Source organism: Geodermatophilus amargosae (assembly GCF_900116515.1).
In the GTDB taxonomy this organism is placed as follows: domain Bacteria; phylum Actinomycetota; class Actinomycetes; order Mycobacteriales; family Geodermatophilaceae; genus Geodermatophilus; species Geodermatophilus amargosae.
In genome coordinates this window covers 59,068-75,548 of the sequence record NZ_FPBA01000027.1, presented here as the reverse complement: position 1 = coordinate 75,548, position 16,481 = coordinate 59,068, and the positions used below count along the sequence as shown (strand labels likewise).

The window sequence follows — 16,481 nt, the reverse complement described above, 5'->3', positions numbered from 1 at the left end:
GCTCGACCACGTAGTCGCGCAGCTCGTCGCGGACCGCGTCGGCGTTCCAGTCCGCGGTGCGCAGCAGCCGCTGCATCCCGTCCGGAGACACCTCACCGGCGGCCTCGGCCAGCGTGCAGCCGTTCTTGCGCTCCAGCTGACCCAACAACCCGCGCAGATAGGCCAGCACCCGGGCCCGCGGCTCGGCCCGGCTGAACGCAGCGGCAATGCGCCGGTGGACCTCCTCCAGCCCCGCCGCCCAGTCCTGCACCTCGGCCACCAGGCCATCGCAGCGCATCCGCACACGCTGCTACCAGCCCTCAGCCGATCACGACAGCGACACGCTCAAGTGCCGTTGCAGTACTAAGTGGCGACCCTGTGGCGGTGACCATCGACCCGTGAGGGAACACGCTCGGCGACCATCCGCCTCCACCCCCAGCACTTGCGGACACCCCTCGCAAGAAGGAGGTGCGCTTCCCTCGCCAGATACAGACAGCGAGACTGAGCCGGAACAGGATCGCTCGTACGCGTCACGCCGGCGTCACCACGGCGTCACGAGGTCGTGGTGTGACGGCTACGGCCTCGTACACACATGCCGATCAGGGGACTACTGCCGCCAGACCCAAGCCGGTAGCAACCCAAGAACAGGACGCCGTCAGCTCCGGGCGGTGGCAAGAGCACCAACGTCACGGCGCGCGATGCCGTACATGCCGCGGACCTTGACTGCGATTTCCGTGGTGTTGGCCGCGTCCGGCGGACGTTCGGTTTCGTGAGGTCAGTCGCCGCAACAGGCCGGCACGCGGACCCCCTGCCGAAGCCGGCGCCCGAGGCAAGGGCATGGACGCCGCTTGCTGATACGGACCGGTCAGGACAGCCGTGTGCGTAAGTAGCGTGTCGCCCCTCGGACACACACTCACCCCGGTCGTCCGCACGTCGGGTGGTCACCTCCGGTTGTGCGGCCGGGCACCTGCGATCGGTAGCTCCGACGTCGCCCAGTGGCCGTCGCGTTCCGATCCCGCCGGAGGAGGCTCGGAATCAGCGGCTTGACGGCCCAGGTGCCCCGAGGCGTGCGACGCTGGTACTGAATCGGGCCGAGTGACCTTCCGCTGTCGCACCGTCGATCGTCGGACGAACGGAAGCACGGCAATTGATTCGCCGCCGCGCGCCACGGTGCTCCACGGCTCCGGCCCTGGGGACGTCGCTTGGCGAAGCCCGGCGGCAGGGCGCTCCGTCGACTGCACGGTCGCCGTGTGGAAGCCCTGGGCAGGCGTCACCTCGGGTCCCCGTGACCAAGACAGGTGTCGTCCCTGTAGCGCGGCGGCACCCATCGAGGTGGCTACAGTCCGGTCAAATTCAAGGTGCTGAACGTGGATGCCCAGCCCGTCGACGCGGTCCAACCGATCGTGTTGACAGCGTAGTTCCAGTCGACGGCGAAAACATCGATAGTCGTCGATCGGCGAGCTATCGCTGTTGGGCTCAGAGTAGGGATCATCCTTGCGCTCGGAGCTCCCAACTGCTGGGCAGCACCGCTCCAGCCATGTGCCTCAGTCCACCACGTTGTTAGTAGGCGACCCGTCACATCAAGCCAGAAGACGTCGAGGACGTCCCTTTTCCGGGCGAGCATCGCCGGCCCAGCGACCGTGCTGGCCGACATGGCGCTTCCCGTGTCGATCCGCACGTGAGCCGACCATCCAGCTGTCTCGTCCCACCGGACGGCGTACAAGTGCGCGTCTCTGCCCACGAAGACGGCATCGACGTGATGGTGATCCCGAGCTACCGCAGCGCAGCCGCACGAGCCGACTACACCTCCGAGCGGGTTGGCAATCATCGTCGCTGCAGCCGCCCAGCCGGAGTTCGCCGTCCACTGGACCGTGTAGAGACCGCCGTCTTCACCGACACAGAAGACGTCCAGGATGTCACGAGTCCGGTTCACCACAGACACGCCTCCCGTGACGTCGACCGGCAGCGTGCCGGCGAGGGTGAGCGTGGGAGTGGCCCAGCCTGTCGGCCCCGTCCACCATGTCGTGTGCAGCCGCCCGTCCAAACCGACGAAGAAGACATCGATGATCCCGGGCCGGCGACCCAGAGCCGCTATCCCACCGTCCATCGTCGCCGGGATGGCGGGGTCCCCGATGCGCAGGTGGCTCGCCGACCATCCTGCACTCCTCGTCCACCAAGCCGTCTGGAGGGAGCCATCCGCTCCCACCCAGAACGTGTCGACCACGTCCGACCCTCGCGCCACACCGGCAACTCCGACGATGCCCCCGGCGGGCACCTGGCCGTCGCCGACCTGGATAGGCGCCGCGGACCATGTGTCACCACCCCAGCTCAACGCTCGCGGCGCCTGCGCGGCTCGGGCCAACACGACGTCCATCGATCGCGGGCTCCGGCTGACGGCGGCCGGACCAGGAGTGCTGGGGGCGGATCCGAGGCCGAGGATGCGCGGACTGCAGAGATGGTCGATGTCAATGTCGCCGGGGTCGCCGTGGTCCTGGTGTGGGACGTGCTGATGACCACACCAGCCGGAGAAGACCGCCCAGTCCGCAGCGTTCATCCTGACGCCGTTGGCGAGACCGGCACTCGCCGGATAGGACTTGAAGACCATGCCGGACTGACGCGGTATCGGAACCTTCTCCTCCACCATGCGCATCCATCCCGCGATGAACTCCAGACTGTCGCTGGACCATGTCGGCGACTCCGTGGCGATACCGACTATCTCGATCTGGACGCAGTTGGCCCGGTTGGTCTCCGGCGTTCCCAGCGGATGAGCAAGAGATCTGGCGGCCACGTCCAGGGGGACGTGTTGGACCGCCTGCTTGGCGATGGGATCGATCGTCAAGTGCGGCCACGAGTTGTGGGCCGTGAACTCGCCGACTGCGCTGGTGATCGATGGACCTTCCGTCGTGTGCAGCACGCCCCGCCAGGGCGCCCCGACGTACGTGCCCCCGTCATGCCCGGAGACGACGCTCGCGCCGGCAAGCCAAATGCTCACGGGCCCCCCACAAGTCGGGTGCGTGCTGACGGCACCGTGCACATCGGGAAGTCCGGCGATCGCATCCGCCACATACTCCGATCGGCATCGGAGCCCCAGCGTCCCACCCAGCGGAGATAATCGGTCGGTTCAGTCCCCTGGCGCGCTGTTTCGATCGGACGATCTGGCACAGCGCCCGGCCAGGACCCGTCCCGGGACGTCCACCTCGGTCAGCAGCATCCGGCCGGCGAGTCGATCCGCCGCGACGGATTCGTCAGGGAGCGCATGCAGACGACCGCGCGGTCTTCAGGCGTCCTCCTGCTGTCCCGGCAGTGAAACGCTCACCGCTGCTGATGCTGCGGGATAGGCTCCCGAGGCCGTCACGTGACAGAGGTGGGCGCCATGCTCCGGAACCGGATCGAGCCTAGCGGTCGGTGGGCCGGGCGTAGGTTTCAGGCGCTCCGATGAAGTCCGCTCTCGTACTCGGCGGTGGAGGTTTCCTCGGACACCACCTGACCCGGCGGTTGAAGCACGAGGGCTACCGGGTGCGTTGCGTGGACCTCCACACGCCCGAGTTCGCGCCCTCTCCGGCCGACGACTTCACAGTCGGCGACCTACGGGACTTCGACCTCTGCCGCGCCGTCATTCGTCCGGACGTCGACGAAATCTACCAACTCGCGGCGAACATGGGGGGCGCCGGCTTCATCTTCACCGGCGAGAACGACGTGGACATCCTGCTCGATTCGGCCACCATCAACCTCAACGTCCAGCGTGCCTACCGAGGATCGCGGGCACGGCTCCTGTTCGCGTCGTCGGCCTGCGTTTATCCCCTGCGCGCCCAAGGGGACCCGGACCATCCCGACTGCGCCGAGGACAACGCCTATCCCGCCGAGCCGGACAGTGAGTACGGCTGGGAGAAGCTGTTCGCCGAGCGGGTCTATGGAGCGCTGCACCACGGCGCCGTCGGCAACGTGTCGATCGTTCGGCTCCACAACGTCTTCGGACCCCACGGGACGTGGCGCGGAGGACGGGAGAAGGCACCTGCCGCCATCTGTCGGAAGGTCGCCGAGGCCGACGACGGAGACGTGATCAGCATCTGGGGCGACGGCCGGCAGACCCGTTCCTTCCTGTTCGTGGACGAATGCGTCGAGGGACTTCGCCGGCTGATGCAGTCGGGGTTCGCGGGCCCCGTCAACCTGGGGTCGGAGGAGATGACGAGCATCGCCGGCCTGGCCGAGATGGTCATCGACATCTCCGGGAAGAGACTCGAGGTTGCGTACGGAGGCGGCCCCGAGGGCGTCCGGGGACGGTGTTCGGACAATCAGCTGATCCGGCGGCAACTCGGCTGGAGCCCCAGTCGTCCGCTGCGCACAGGAATGCAGCAGACGTACGCGTGGGTGGAGCAGCAGGTGCGGGACTCCGCCGCGGCGTCGGCCATCGAGGCGACCGGTGCCGTTGGACCATGATGCGTCAACCGGGCCCTGGAGCCGCTGATCCGGACGGCGGTCCTCCCGCGGTCTGCGTGCTCGGTCTGGGTCGTGTCGGCCTCGCCGTGGCGGCAGCCCTGGCCAGCCACGGAGGCCGCGTCTGCGGCGTCGACATCGACCCACGCCGGGTCGCGATGGTCGCGGGCCACCTGCCGGCCGACGACGAACCAGGCCTGGCGGAACTGCTGGGTCAGCACCGGTTCTCGGCGTGCTCCTCCCATGCGGATGGGATCCGGCGGACGTCGGTCACCTACGTGATCGTCCCGACGCCCAGCGACGACCGTGGTGGGTACGAACTCCGTCACGTGCAACGGTCGTTCGAGCAGATCGGGCACGCCCTGGCGCAGAGCGATGAGCCGCACACCGTCGTCCTGGCCAGCACCGTGCTCCCGGGGGCGACCCGGTACGCGCTGCAGCCGGTGTTGGAGGATGCCTCCGGGCGAGCGGTCGGGGACGGGTTGGACCTCTGTTACAGCCCACCGTTCGTCGCGTTGGGCAGCGTGCTGCGCGACTTCCTCCATCCCGACTTTGCGCTACTGGGAGTGGCCGACGGAGCGACCGGCCGGGAGGTGGAGACGGTGTACCGCCGGGTGCTCGGACCCGGGGTACCGATCCGGACCATGTCGATCGAGAACGCCGAGCTGACCAAGCTGGCCGTCAACACGTTCCTGACGATGAAGATCACGTTCGCCAACACCCTGGCCGCCCTCTGCGACCACCTCCCCGGAGGGGACGTCGACACGGTCACCGACGCGGTCGGCTCCGACTCCCGAGTCGGCCCGCAGCTCCTCACCGGGGGGTTCGGGTACGGCGGGCCGTGTCTGCCGCGTGACAACGCCGCGCTGGCCCTGCTCGCCGAGGTGGTCGGCGTTCCCCCGGAGCTGGCTCGCGCCACCGACGCAGCCGACCGCTGGTTCTCGGCCCACCGAGCCGAGGCCCTCGTGGCGAGGCTCCGCCCCGAGAGCACCGCCGTCATCCTGGGCGCTGCCTACAAGGCGGGGACATCCGTGGTGGACGCGTCCCAGAGTCTGGAGCTGGCCCGGGTGCTGGCCGCCGCCGGCGTCCACGTGGTCGTCTACGACCAGCGGGCCGCATCGGCGGCAGGCCGCGTCCTCGCGGCTGCAGTCGCGGCCGGGACCGTCCGGATCGTCGACGAGCCGGCCGACCTGCCGCGCTCCCCGGACCTGGTCGTGATCGCCACGACGGATGCCCAGCTGACCGATCTCGCGCTGGACCTGCGCCCCGCGCTCCTGGCGGACCCGTGGCGGCTCGTCACCCGCGAGCGATGGCCGGCCGGAACGGAAGTCCTGCAGTACGGCCGACCCAACGCGACCCGGCCGGACGACGCGGCGTTCAACGCGGTGCGCAGCCTCTGGGCTGATCGGTCGGAGTCCCCCGAGCGCATCGGTCCCGGTGGCACCGGGATGGACGCCCTCGTGGCCGAGGACTGACGTGCGGCCCGGGCGAGCACGGTGGGACGTCCTCGGCTGCGCGTCCCTGACGCTCCCGGCGCACAGCGGGCTGCGGCGCGACATCACCCGGCCGATCTCCGAACGCCAACCGGGGTTCGACGACCAGTTCGACGCCACCACTGTCTTCTACGACGCCATCGCGCTCGGTTCCTGGCCCTCCGGCCAGCTGGTGCTGGTCGGGCCGCCCCTACGGAACCTCGAGGCCACCGTGACGACGGGTCGCATCGACGGGCGCCCTCTCGGCACCCGAATCACCCGGTTCCATCACCGGGACCGGTGCTGCGACATCTGGCTCGCGGCCCCCCGGGTCCGCACCGTCACCGTGGCGTTCGACTTCGGGGCCACGCAGCTCCGGCCCAGCCGCGCGGAACTGCGTCGGTACGCCGGCCGGCGGGTGCTATACACCCTGTCCAAGGACAACGACCCGGCCTGGGTGGTCGACTGGGCCAGGTTCCACCTCGTCAACCACGGAGCCGACGCGGTCCTGCTGTACGACAACGGCTCCACCCGGTACTCGCCGCGCCACCTCCTGCAGACGCTGCGCGCCGCGCTGCCCGGTCTCCCCGTCGACGTGGTGTCCTGGCCCTTCCCGTACGGGCCGGGCGGCTTCTCGAGCACTTCGGGCTGGGACTCCGACTTCTGCCAGGCCGGCGCGTTCCAGGATGCGCGGTTCCGGTTCCTCGGCCGAGCCGCGAGCGTGCTCAACACCGATGTGGACGAGCTGGTGATCTCGGCCAGCGGCCGCAGCGTCTTCCAGGCGGCCGAACAGGACGCCGCCGGTTGCGTCGCCTTCGCCGGCGACTGGATCGGCGCCGCAACCGGTCGCCGGGGTCACCCGGGGGCAGCGCGGCACGGCGACTTCGTCCATCGAGACGCCGCCCAGCTGGAACGCTGTCCGCTCAAGTGGTGCGTGGTCCCGGCCCGGACGGGCCTGGAGTACAACTGGTCGACTCACCACGTGCGGATGCCCGGCTTCACCGCGGCGATCACCGACGAGTTCGGCTACCGGCACTTCCGAGCGATCTCGACCGACTGGAAGTACCCGCGGTCAGCGCCGATGGCGCTGGACCCCGCGCTGCACCGCGTGGACCGCCCGTTGGAGGCGGCGCTGGACCGGGCCGGGCTGCGCGGCGCCGTCAACGCGTTCAAACACCAGGCCTGAGGCCATGAAGTAGGTCCAGGCACCCGACGTCCTGATGGCCGCTTTGCCCTCCTCGGTCTCCTGCGGTCGGTAGGCGTAGCCAAGCGCCGTCACCTTGTCGATCCAGTACCCGGCGGGCTGGCAGTTCACGTGGTGGTACCCGGTCTGGCCCGGCACGGCGTGGGTCATCGCGATCACCCGTCCGTTGGCCAGGGTGCGCAGGACGTTCCCCACGTAGCGCTCGTCGATGTGTTCGACCACCTCGCAGCAGTGCACGAGGTCGGCGGGCCAGTGGAACGGCCCCGACCGGAGGTCGTGCAGGGTGATCGGGGCGACGGCTCGTCGGAGGTTGCCGCGCAGGCCGTCGAGCCCCTTGACCCGGAGACCCTGTTCGGCGCAGTACAGCAAACAATGGCCCTCGCCACAGCCTACGTCCAAGAGCGAGGTCAGGGAGAACCTGTCGATCAGGTAGTCCCACAGCGCCGGATGGAAGGTCTGCGGGTCTCCGCCGATCATGTTCCCGCCCAGCGCAGGATCGTCCGGGTCCTTGGCGATCGACATCAGCGCCGCCGTCCCGACGGGACGGCCATCCCGCGCCGACCCTGCCACATCCACCAGGCCACCAGGACGCTGAGCCCCCGCATGCACAGCCGGTCGTCCACCGCCAGTCCGTCGTGGCCCGGTGACCGCCGCACCTGGCGGCTGATCTCGGCCAGCAGGCCCACCGGGGCGGAGAGCGGGTCGTCCTTCCAGCGCAGCCGCGCCTCACCCCGGCCCAGCCGCTCTGCCTTCGCCCGCAGAGCCCTCAGATCCGTCATGCAGGGATGGTCGATGGTCGCCTCGTCGCCGTAGACGATGGGCACACCGAGCCGGCCGGCCCGTCGGGCCCAGTCCCAGTCCTCGCCCGCAGCCTCGGGAAAGGCCTCGTCGAATTCCCCCACGCGGTCGAACACGGACCGGCGCATGATCACGTTGGCGGTGACGAACGCCTGGGAGTAGCGGACGTACTGCTCCTGCCGCAGGTAGTTCGCGCCGTCGAACCGACTGACCAGGTTCTCCGCGGCACCGGACCGGGTGATCGCGCCGGCCACAACCGCCTCCGGACCGGCCCGCTCGAGTGCGTCGAGTCCGGCCGCCAGCCAGCCGGGCGACGGCCGGCAGTCGTCGTCCACCAGCGCGATCACCTCGCCGGTGCTGACCGAGATGCCCGTGTTCCGGGCAGCGGCCGGACCTCGCGTGGGCTCGTGCACCACCCGGACGCCGTCCGGGGTCGTGGGCAGCGTCGTCTCCGGACCGTTGAGCACCACCACGACCTCCACAGGCAGGTCGCACTGCTGGTGGGCGAGTGCGGCCAGGCATCGTCGCAGCGCCGGCGAGTCGCCGCGCGTGGGCACGATGACGCTCACCCGGCGGGCGCCGTTCGTGGGATGGTCCAGCCCCGCCCGCGAGCCGACCGCCGACCTGCCCCTGGCCCCTACGTCAGGTGTCAGGCGGCCCACCCTCGCCGACTCGTTGCGCACCCGGACCCGCTCGAGGTAGCCATCGAGGGTCGGGATGCCGTACTCCGCCAACAGGTCCGCGACCGAGACACCGGGGTCGCCGCTCGTGACCAGGCAGACCCGCTCGTCCTCATACCGACGGAAGGTCACCCGGCCCCGGAGCCGGCGGGCCAGCCGTCGCAACATCTCCTCGGTGTGGTCCAGGTGGACGACCTCGTAGTCGAGGCCCAGGTCGACGACGGGCGCGTCGGTCGTGGAACCCCACTGCGCGGCCACGTGACCGACGGGGTCGATCACCGCTGACCGGCCGCCCTTGGACACCGCGGCGAGCACGAAGCTGCGCGTCTGCCACGCCCGCGCGCGCAGGGCCGTGCCGCCGCTCTGCTCCGAGGGGAAGAGGACGAGCTTCACCCGGTGGGTCGCCAGGTCGCGCCACGACTCGGGGTACTGCACGTCCAGGCACACCCGCACGCCGAGCGGGCCGAAGGGGGTGGCGATGGGACCGCCACCGACGCCTGGGGTCACGCCGCCCTCGAGCGCGCCCGCCTGTGCGTCGGACGGCCAGAGGAACTGTTTCCGGTAGACACCGAGGCGCTGCCCCGCCGAGTCGAGCAGTACGACGGAGTTGTACACCGCGTGCCCGGCGTCCTCCAGGAACGGAACCGCGAGCAGCGCGCCCGACTCGCGGGCCAGGTCGGCGAAGCGCTCGATGAGCTCGTGGCCGACCGGCACGGCCAGCCGGGCGGGCCGGCGATCGCTTAACCCGTCGTACAGGAAGTTCTCCGGGAGGCAGATCAGGTCGGGCCGGGAGGGTGCGAGGGTCCGGACGGCCGACACCGCAGCCGCGACACCGGCGTTGGTTCCGGAGACCGGGCCGCTGTCCCGGCGCGGCATGGAGAGCGCGGCGACCCGGATCCGCTTCCCGCCGTGCGCCTCCGGACCGCAGGGCGGCGGGGGGATCGACCGGCCTGTCACGACGGCTTCCCGGAAGGATCCAACCGGCGGCGGACCGACGTCGGCAGCCGCCGATCGGGCAGGCTCTCGTCCAGTCGCACGAGCCATGCCCAGGTCGCCGCGGCGCGCACACCCCACCGGGCTCGGGCCGGCACGTCGGCGTCCCGTAGCGCGCCGGACGTCTCGGAGACCAGGCGTCGGGTGTACTCGCCCCACCGCTCCCCGCGGGTCCGCATCGCGTCGACCGGGGCCAGCTGGGACCGTGCCATCTCGGCACGGACCTGCTGCCGCACAGTTGCCGTCAGCTGTTCCCAGCTGCTGTCGACCGTCCGCCGGACCACCGCCGGCGCACGCACGACCGGGTGACCACGCGCGGCCGCCCGGGCCAGCCATGCGTACTCGGCGATGCCGGTCGGCGAGAGCTGGTCGAACGGACCGAGCGCCCGCCAGGTCGCGCGCCCCAACAGCACCCCCTCCCCCACCCCCGTCGGCGGGGCTGCGGGGTCCGTACGGTGGGAACTCAGGGCCCCGTAGTACCCGACCGACGGCGAGCCGCGGTCCGGCAGCCGGACCTGGGGGATGCTGGCCACGATGCAGTCCGTGTCCTGCGATGACAGGGTCGTCACTGCCTGCTCGACCCAGTCGCCGGCGGGCAACACGTCGGCGTCCAGGTGGGCCAGCAGGTCGCCGCGCGCGACCGCGGCGCCCTTGTTCCGGGCCGCCGCCCGACCCGGCGTGGCGGCCCGGACCGCGGTGGCGAACGGGAAGTCGGCCAGGACCGCGTTGGGCCGGAGCCGACCGTGCTCGGTGGCCACGATCACCTCGATGTACGTGCGCGGGTAGCTCTGGTGCTCGAACGCGGCGAGGCAGGCACTGAGGCGGGTGGCACTGCCCGTGTCAGCGACGATTACCGACACGGACTTCGTGTCGGCCGCGACGATTGCGCCGTCCCGGAGCACGTGCGTGGCGTCGGCCGCGGAACTGAGGCCGTGCAAGGAGTCCCCCGCGAGCCAGTAGTTCCGCAACGCCCGGGGACTTCGGCGGTAGTCCGCCGCGGTGGCGAACTGCCGGTATCCGTGGTTCTGGTGGACCACTCCGTCTGCTGCTGTCAAGTCCGCGACTGGGAGCCCGCGCACCCTGGCCTCGTGCAGCAGCCAATTGTCCCAGCTGAACGCGCCGACCGAGAACGGTGGCACGTTGGCGAACATGCCTCGGGGATGGACGAAGACGTCCAGGGCGAACGGCGTGAACAGCTCCCCTTCGGTCCGCGCCGCGCGACGGAGGCGGTCGGCCCACCCGTCCTCGAACGCCAGGGCGTCGGGGACCTCCAGGTTCCACCGCCGCGCGACGCTCAACGACGGTCCGAGCGTTGCGATCGCCTGCTGTGCGGCGGTCCAGAAGTCCGGCAGCAGGAGGATGTCGGCGTTGACGTAACAGATCCAGTCGGCGGTGGCGGTCCGGTCGATGGCGTGGAACACCGCGTCCAGCTCCGGGGCGCCCTCCTCGTCGACGTTGACGTCCGGGACGTGCGTGGCACCGAACTCGGCGGCGGCCGCTGCGAGGCCGTCGTCATCGCCCAGCAGCAGGATGCCCGCGACGTCCGGGAGGCGCCGCCAGCTCCCCAACGCGTTCCGTTGGATGGTCCCGATGTGGCCCTCGAAGGCCTTGGGCACCGCCGCGATCGTGATGGGCGTGCTCATCGGCTCGCCCCCAGACCCAGCCGGCGCCGCGCAGACCGGCGAGCGCTGAGTGCTGCGTCGAGCTCCCGCCGGATCCGCACCGGCGCGAAGTGCTCCTCGGCGAACGCGGCGGAGCGGTCCTCCAGCCGGGCTCGCTCGTCCGGACGCGACAGCAACGCGTAGGTGGCCGACGCACATCCGTCGAGGTCCCGCGCCTCGACCCAGGCCGGCCTGCCGGCCTCCGGCAGTCCCTCCACGGCCGCCGGCGTGGCGACCATCGCCTTTCCGTACCGGAGCGCCTCGATGGCCTTGATCTTGACCCCGCTCCCGATCTCGATGGGACAGACGACGACCGCAGCCGCCTCGTAGGACGGAGCAAGGTCGTCCACCTCGCCCAGGAAGGTCACGGCAGGGCCGGGTCGTCCGGCGGCGACCGTCCCGGCGATGTCCAGCCGGGCGTCGGGGACGGCGGCCAGGACGGCTTTCCAGCCGGACGCGGCAAACCTCAGGATGCCGTCGTTGCCCGCGTGCGACGCGCCGACCGCCAGCACCCGCGAACTGACTGGCGGCGCGGACGGCGGGGCGGAGCAGCTGATCTCCGGGAAGACAGACCGCACGTCCGTGTCCGGCACCAGCGTCCGCAGGACGGCTCCGTCGTGGTACTGGGCCGCGAGGACCGTATCCGCTGAGCGCAACAGGCCTTGCTCCTGCACCCGGGTGCAGGAGACCCAGGGATCCAGGCCGGCTGCGCGGAAACGGTCCGTCCGTTCGTGCAGCACGTCGTGGCAGTCGACCACCCGGGTGACCCGAGGCGGGAGGCGGTGCATCGTGGGGGCCAGCCAGGCGTACTCGGCGATGACGACCTCCGGCCGGCGCGCCGCGACCACCCGCTCCACGGCCCAGCGGAAGGGCCGGCTGTCGAAGCAGGCCACGTCGCCACCGTCGAAGCGCCGGGCTCGCAGGCGATGGACGGCGTCGACCTCGCTCAGCAGCTCGTCGTCGGAGCCGGCGTCCGGGAGGCAGATGAGCTCCACTCGCCAGCCGAGCGCGCGCAGACCGCGCAGCACACCGAGAATGCGAACCCGGTTACCGCGTCGAGCGGGGAGCAGCCGGCGGTCGGTGACGACCACCGCTGACCGCCTCACGCTCGTTGGTTCGACACCGCGCCGCGAGGCGGCAACTGCCCCCCTGGATCTTCAATCACCCACGGTATGGTATGGAGGCTGAGCACGGAGCGGAAGGGGCGCCATCGTGGGCCAGTCCGCCGGTCGTGGGTTCCTGCCTTCGGCGACCGACTTCTGGCAGGCCAACCGGGTCCCTCGCTCGCCGCAGTACCCACCTGTGGCGTTCACGCAGTGGCTGCACGGCGATTCCGAAGAGAACTACCTCCGCCGAGGGAACCGCGCGTTCTCCCCGGACAGCGTGGGGTACCGGTTCAATTCGATGGGATACCGCGGTCCGGAGTTCGATCGGGACGCCGGGGACTTGGCGGTCGTGTTCGTCGGCGATTCCAACACGTTCGGCCTCGGCATGCCGTATGAGCGGCTGTGGACATCGCTCGTCACTAAGTCGCTCGCGGACCTGCACGGCCGGACGGTGCGCCAGTTCAACCTGGGGTTCGGGGCGACCGGATCGGATTACGTCGCCATGATGGTGCACCAGAGCATCGACGCGCTGCGACCCGACGCCGTCTGCGTGCTGTGGCCGTCGACCGCCCGGATCAGTTGGTTCCCGACGCCGCGCCGTCAGCTCTTCTTCCTGCCCGATTGGCGACCGGACTTCAACACCGAGGAGCACGCGGCGTTCCTGCGTCTGTCCACGGAGGCCCAGACGTTCTTCAACTTCGTGCGCAACTTCCAGCTCGTGCGGGCCCGGTTGGCCGAGTGCGGCATCCCGTACCACTGGGGGGTCCTCGAGCCGGTGCCGACGGAGGTCCTCCAGGCGTACACCGGTCTGGATGGGTACGTGGGCGCCTGGGAGCCTGTGGACCTCGCTCGGGACGGCCGGCACGCCGGCATCGATTCCCATGCCGAGTTCGCCGCCGCCATGGTGCAGGGAATGGCGAGCGAAGGTCTAGGGCCTGCCGGAACGGGCTCCGCCGCGCCGCAGGCCGTGGCACCGCCTCGCCCGCGCGCACGGCTCCCGGTCGCCACTGCGCCACCTCGGGTCGACGCACTCTTCCGACCGGCGCGGCAGATGATCACCTCTGGCCGTCTGGGACGCAGGATCCGGGCCATGAGACGCCGAGACCCGTTCATCTACTGAAGTGATCATCTACGGGGTCAGCGCCAACGAGCACGACGCCAGCCTGGCCGTGGTGCGGGGGCGCGAGATTTTGTTCGCTTCCGCCGCCGAGCGTTACAGCCGGGTCAAGAACGACCCGCACCTCAACGCCGACCTGCTGGCTGACGCGATGCGGTACGGCCCGCCGGATCTCGTGGTGTGGTACGAGAAGCCGCATCTCAAGCGCGCACGCAAGGCATGGGCCGGGCAGTGGTCGGACGTCGGCCGGACCGACGGCGCGCGATACGTGCACCGCTTCCTGCCCGGCGTCCCGGTGCGCTACGTCGGTCACCACGAGAGCCACGCGGCCGCGGGATACTTCACCAGCCCCTTCGACGACGCGGTGATCCTCGTGGCCGACGCGATCGGCGAGTGGGAGACCCTGAGCGCGTGGACGGGGCAGGGCCCGATCCTGCGGCGGCTGTGGAGTCAGAACTATCCGGACAGCCTCGGGCTGCTGTACTCGGCATTCACCCAGCGGATCGGACTCACGCCCAACGAGGAGGAGTACATCCTCATGGGCATGGCCGCATCGGGCGAGCCTGTCTACCGGGACCTGATCTGGCAGGACTTCGTCGAGCGTTTCGACCCGCCCCGCCTGAAGCTGCGGGAGAACCCCCACCGCGGGGTCCGTTGGTGGCGCCCGGACCTGGACCGGCGAGCGGACTTGGCCGCCTCCATCCAGGCGGTCACCGAAGACGTCCTGCTGGGGATCACACGCTGGCTGGCCCGGACCACCGGGCGTCGACGCCTGGTGCTGGCCGGCGGCGTGGCGATGAACTGCCTGGCCAACACCAGGATCGCCCAGCAGGGGTTGTTCGACCAGATCTGGATCATGCCCAACCCGGGTGACGGCGGCTCCAGCATCGGGGCGGCGCTGGCGTGGAGCCGCCGGCACGCCCGGTGGCGGCATCCCTACCTCGGCCACGCGATCGACCGACCGTTCGACCAGGCCGGAGCGCTGGCGGCACTGTCCGCGGGTGACGTGATCGGCGTGGCCACCGGCAGGGCCGAGTTCGGACCGAGGGCCCTGGGCAACCGCTCGCTGTTCACAGACCCTCGGGACCCGGCGGCCAGGGACAAGGTGAACGCCCTCAAGCGGCGGGAACCGTTCCGGCCGTTCGCACCCATGGTGCTCGCCGAGCACGCTCACGAGCACTTCGATCTGCCCGTACCGACCAGTCCCTACATGCAGTTCGTTGCGCCCGTGCGACATCCCGAGGCGTTCCCTGCGATCGTGCACGCAGACGGCACGGCCCGGGTGCAGACCCTGCGGCCGGCGGACAACCCGGCGATCCACGGGCTGCTGGCGGACTTCCACGCCCGAACCGGGTGCCCGATGCTGCTGAACACGTCGCTGAACGTGAAGGGCGAGCCCCTGGTCAACTCGGTCGCCGATGCCGACCGGTTCACCGCCCGGTCGGGCATCCGGGTCTATTGATCACCGAACGGTCCAACGCCGTGTCGAGCAGACGGCGGGCCGGCCGATAGCCGGGCTTCTCGGCCACCACCCGGCGGAGGAGCGCGGCGGCCCTCTCGTGACGGCAGGTCACCAGCAGCCGGCGGCCTTCCAGATGGCAACGGTCGATCCCTGACATCGGCGACCGGGCCAGGAGCCTCTTCAGGTCGTGCAGACGACCGGTCTGCAGCAGGACCTCGCCCAGGTAGTAGCCGGCGAGCCCCGTCATCGGGCTCAGCCGCAGACATTCCCGCAGCTCGTCCTCGGCGAGCGCCCACGCCCCGCCGTCGAGGTGGACGCGCGCCATCTCCAGGTGGCCGCGGGAACAGCGGGGATGGCGGTCCACCTTGGCCCGCCCGAGCAACGAGTACTGCGCCGTCTTCGGCGCGGTGTGTGCCGTGCCGGCTGCGGATCCCTCACGGTGATGGACCACGAGGTCGCTCAGCCGCAGTCGCACGCCGACCTGCCGGGCGGCCGGGATCAGCGACTCGTGAACGGGGTAGCGGTAGGTCAGGCCGGACAGCCGTGGGAACAGACGGATGGTCCGGCTGACGTGCCAGGACTGCCGGGCTGAGGCGCGCCCGCCGAACTCGCTCGGTGCCAGGAATCGAGGCCATTCCAGGTCGTGGTCGAAGAAGTTCCGCACGGTGACGCCGAATGCTGTCCGGGGATGGGCGTCGACTATCGCCCGGATGCGGTCCACGTCGGGGTCGAGCAGCCGCTCATCGGCGTCCAGCGACAGGATCCAGGACCGTCGGGCGACGCGGAGGTAACGGTTCCGGGCCGCGGCGAAATCGTTGGTCCACGGTGCAGCGATCACGTGTGCCCCGAGTCGCTCGGCGATGCTCACCGTCTCGTCACACGAGCCCGTGTCGACCACGATCAGCTCGTCGGCCACCGCGGCCACGCTCTCCAGGCAGTCGGCCAGCGTGGCGGCACCGTTCCGGACGATCATGCAGAAGCTCAGCCCCGGTAGGCTTCCCGCGCCCTCCGCCCGCCGGTCCGACATGGTGGGGGCCGGCCCGCGCAGCGGTTCCGGCGATCCTGGAGACCCCATGATCCCGGCTCGGACGCGTGCTCAGCGCATGGGTCGGACCTGTCGCCGGCTCCGGGCGTCGAGCGCGGCACCACCGGTGAAACCGGCGGCGAACAAGCCCGAGGCCGCCAGGGTCGGGGTGGCGAGCTTAGAGCCGTTCGCCTGCAATTGCGCACCCGCGATGCCCAGTGCGCCGGAGATCACCGCAGCGCCCAGTCGGGTGGCAGCCTGGGAGATGAGCTCGCCGTGCTCTCGGACGACCCACTGCCACCAGTCGGCCGGGTTGGTCAGGTCGTCGGTGTTGAACGGATCGAAGTCGCTCGACGTCACAACGACCACCTCACTGGCAGGAACGAGCATGTCCCGTGATGTTGACCCGGACAGTAGTGGCCGCGGGCCGCGGCGGGGTCGTGTCCGCACGCGGCCCTTCGGTGCGATCGGCCCGGGATCGAGGGCCGGCCCGGCCCGGCAACCGTGCATTGACGGGGCTCGCGGAGCCCTGTCACGCTGTTCGGACACGG

General features: G+C 70.6%; 13 protein-coding genes. 5 read left to right on the top strand and 8 right to left on the bottom strand.

Annotated features, from left to right (window positions below; translation table 11 throughout):
• Both BM414_RS24405 and BM414_RS24400 read right to left on the bottom strand, forming a co-directional pair.
• Nucleotides 1–277 (bottom strand): transposase (locus BM414_RS24405; protein WP_139246033.1); only part of this gene is annotated, 277 nt, incomplete at its 3' end.
• Nucleotides 278–1,315: 1,038 nt separating this feature from the next.
• Complete coding sequence (locus tag BM414_RS24400) at nucleotides 1,316–2,893, bottom strand: PLL family lectin (protein ID WP_139246032.1); 1,578 nt, start codon at nucleotides 2,891–2,893, stop codon at nucleotides 1,316–1,318.
• 521 nt (nucleotides 2,894–3,414) lie between these two features.
• On the opposite strand from BM414_RS24400, the gene BM414_RS24395 reads away from it, so the two are divergent.
• Genes BM414_RS24395 through BM414_RS28710 form a run of 3 tightly spaced genes read left to right on the top strand, consistent with a single transcriptional unit; the run spans nucleotide 3,415 to nucleotide 7,071 of the window.
• A complete protein-coding gene (locus BM414_RS24395) occupies nucleotides 3,415–4,416 on the top strand; it encodes an NAD-dependent epimerase/dehydratase family protein (RefSeq protein WP_093583846.1) in 1,002 nt (333 codons plus the stop codon).
• A gap of 56 nt (nucleotides 4,417–4,472) precedes the next feature.
• The gene (locus BM414_RS24390) at nucleotides 4,473–5,888 is read left to right on the top strand and encodes a nucleotide sugar dehydrogenase (RefSeq protein WP_175551783.1); all 1,416 of its coding nucleotides are present in this window, start codon (nucleotides 4,473–4,475) and stop codon (nucleotides 5,886–5,888) included.
• 1 nt (nucleotide 5,889) lies between these two features.
• The gene (locus tag BM414_RS28710; RefSeq protein WP_139246031.1) at nucleotides 5,890–7,071 is read left to right on the top strand and encodes a glycosyltransferase family protein; all 1,182 of its coding nucleotides are present in this window, start codon (nucleotides 5,890–5,892) and stop codon (nucleotides 7,069–7,071) included.
• Here the strand turns inward: BM414_RS28710 and BM414_RS24380 are convergent.
• Genes BM414_RS24380 through BM414_RS24365 form a run of 4 tightly spaced genes read right to left on the bottom strand, consistent with a single transcriptional unit; the run spans nucleotide 6,958 to nucleotide 12,312 of the window.
• Nucleotides 6,958–7,611: a class I SAM-dependent methyltransferase gene (locus BM414_RS24380; protein WP_139246030.1), complete on the bottom strand. Its 654-nt coding sequence runs from the start codon at nucleotides 7,609–7,611 to the stop codon at nucleotides 6,958–6,960. The two genes, BM414_RS28710 and BM414_RS24380, sit on opposite strands and share 114 nt — an antisense overlap.
• The gene (locus tag BM414_RS24375; RefSeq protein WP_175551782.1) at nucleotides 7,611–9,524 is read right to left on the bottom strand and encodes a nitrilase-related carbon-nitrogen hydrolase; all 1,914 of its coding nucleotides are present in this window, start codon (nucleotides 9,522–9,524) and stop codon (nucleotides 7,611–7,613) included. The genes BM414_RS24380 and BM414_RS24375 overlap by 1 nt, the downstream gene beginning before the upstream one ends.
• The gene (locus BM414_RS24370; RefSeq protein ID WP_139246028.1) at nucleotides 9,521–11,203 is read right to left on the bottom strand and encodes a glycosyltransferase family 2 protein; all 1,683 of its coding nucleotides are present in this window, start codon (nucleotides 11,201–11,203) and stop codon (nucleotides 9,521–9,523) included. Before BM414_RS24370 ends, BM414_RS24375 begins: the two co-directional genes overlap by 4 nt.
• Nucleotides 11,200–12,312 carry a glycosyltransferase gene (locus BM414_RS24365; RefSeq protein ID WP_281246781.1) on the bottom strand — a complete coding sequence of 371 codons (1,113 nt, stop codon included), beginning with the start codon at nucleotides 12,310–12,312 and terminating at the stop codon, nucleotides 11,200–11,202. The genes BM414_RS24370 and BM414_RS24365 overlap by 4 nt, the downstream gene beginning before the upstream one ends.
• A gap of 121 nt (nucleotides 12,313–12,433) precedes the next feature.
• Between BM414_RS24365 and BM414_RS24360 the strand changes: the two genes are divergently transcribed.
• Both BM414_RS24360 and BM414_RS24355 read left to right on the top strand, forming a co-directional pair.
• Nucleotides 12,434–13,447 carry an SGNH/GDSL hydrolase family protein gene (locus tag BM414_RS24360; protein WP_139246027.1) on the top strand — a complete coding sequence of 338 codons (1,014 nt, stop codon included), beginning with the start codon at nucleotides 12,434–12,436 and terminating at the stop codon, nucleotides 13,445–13,447.
• Nucleotide 13,448: 1 nt separating this feature from the next.
• On the top strand, nucleotides 13,449–14,906 hold the full coding sequence (locus BM414_RS24355) for a carbamoyltransferase family protein (RefSeq protein ID WP_093583831.1): 1,458 nt from the start codon (nucleotides 13,449–13,451) through the stop codon (nucleotides 14,904–14,906).
• Here BM414_RS24355 and BM414_RS24350 read toward each other — a convergent pair.
• Both BM414_RS24350 and BM414_RS24345 read right to left on the bottom strand, forming a co-directional pair.
• Nucleotides 14,875–15,879, bottom strand: a complete 1,005-nt coding sequence (locus BM414_RS24350) for a glycosyltransferase family 2 protein (protein WP_245784960.1) — start codon at nucleotides 15,877–15,879, stop codon at nucleotides 14,875–14,877. The two genes, BM414_RS24355 and BM414_RS24350, sit on opposite strands and share 32 nt — an antisense overlap.
• Before the next feature lie 123 nt (nucleotides 15,880–16,002).
• Nucleotides 16,003–16,320 (bottom strand): hypothetical protein, encoded by a 318-nt coding sequence (locus BM414_RS24345; protein ID WP_139246026.1) that lies wholly within the window; start codon nucleotides 16,318–16,320, stop codon nucleotides 16,003–16,005.
• Nucleotides 16,321–16,481 lie beyond the last annotated feature (161 nt).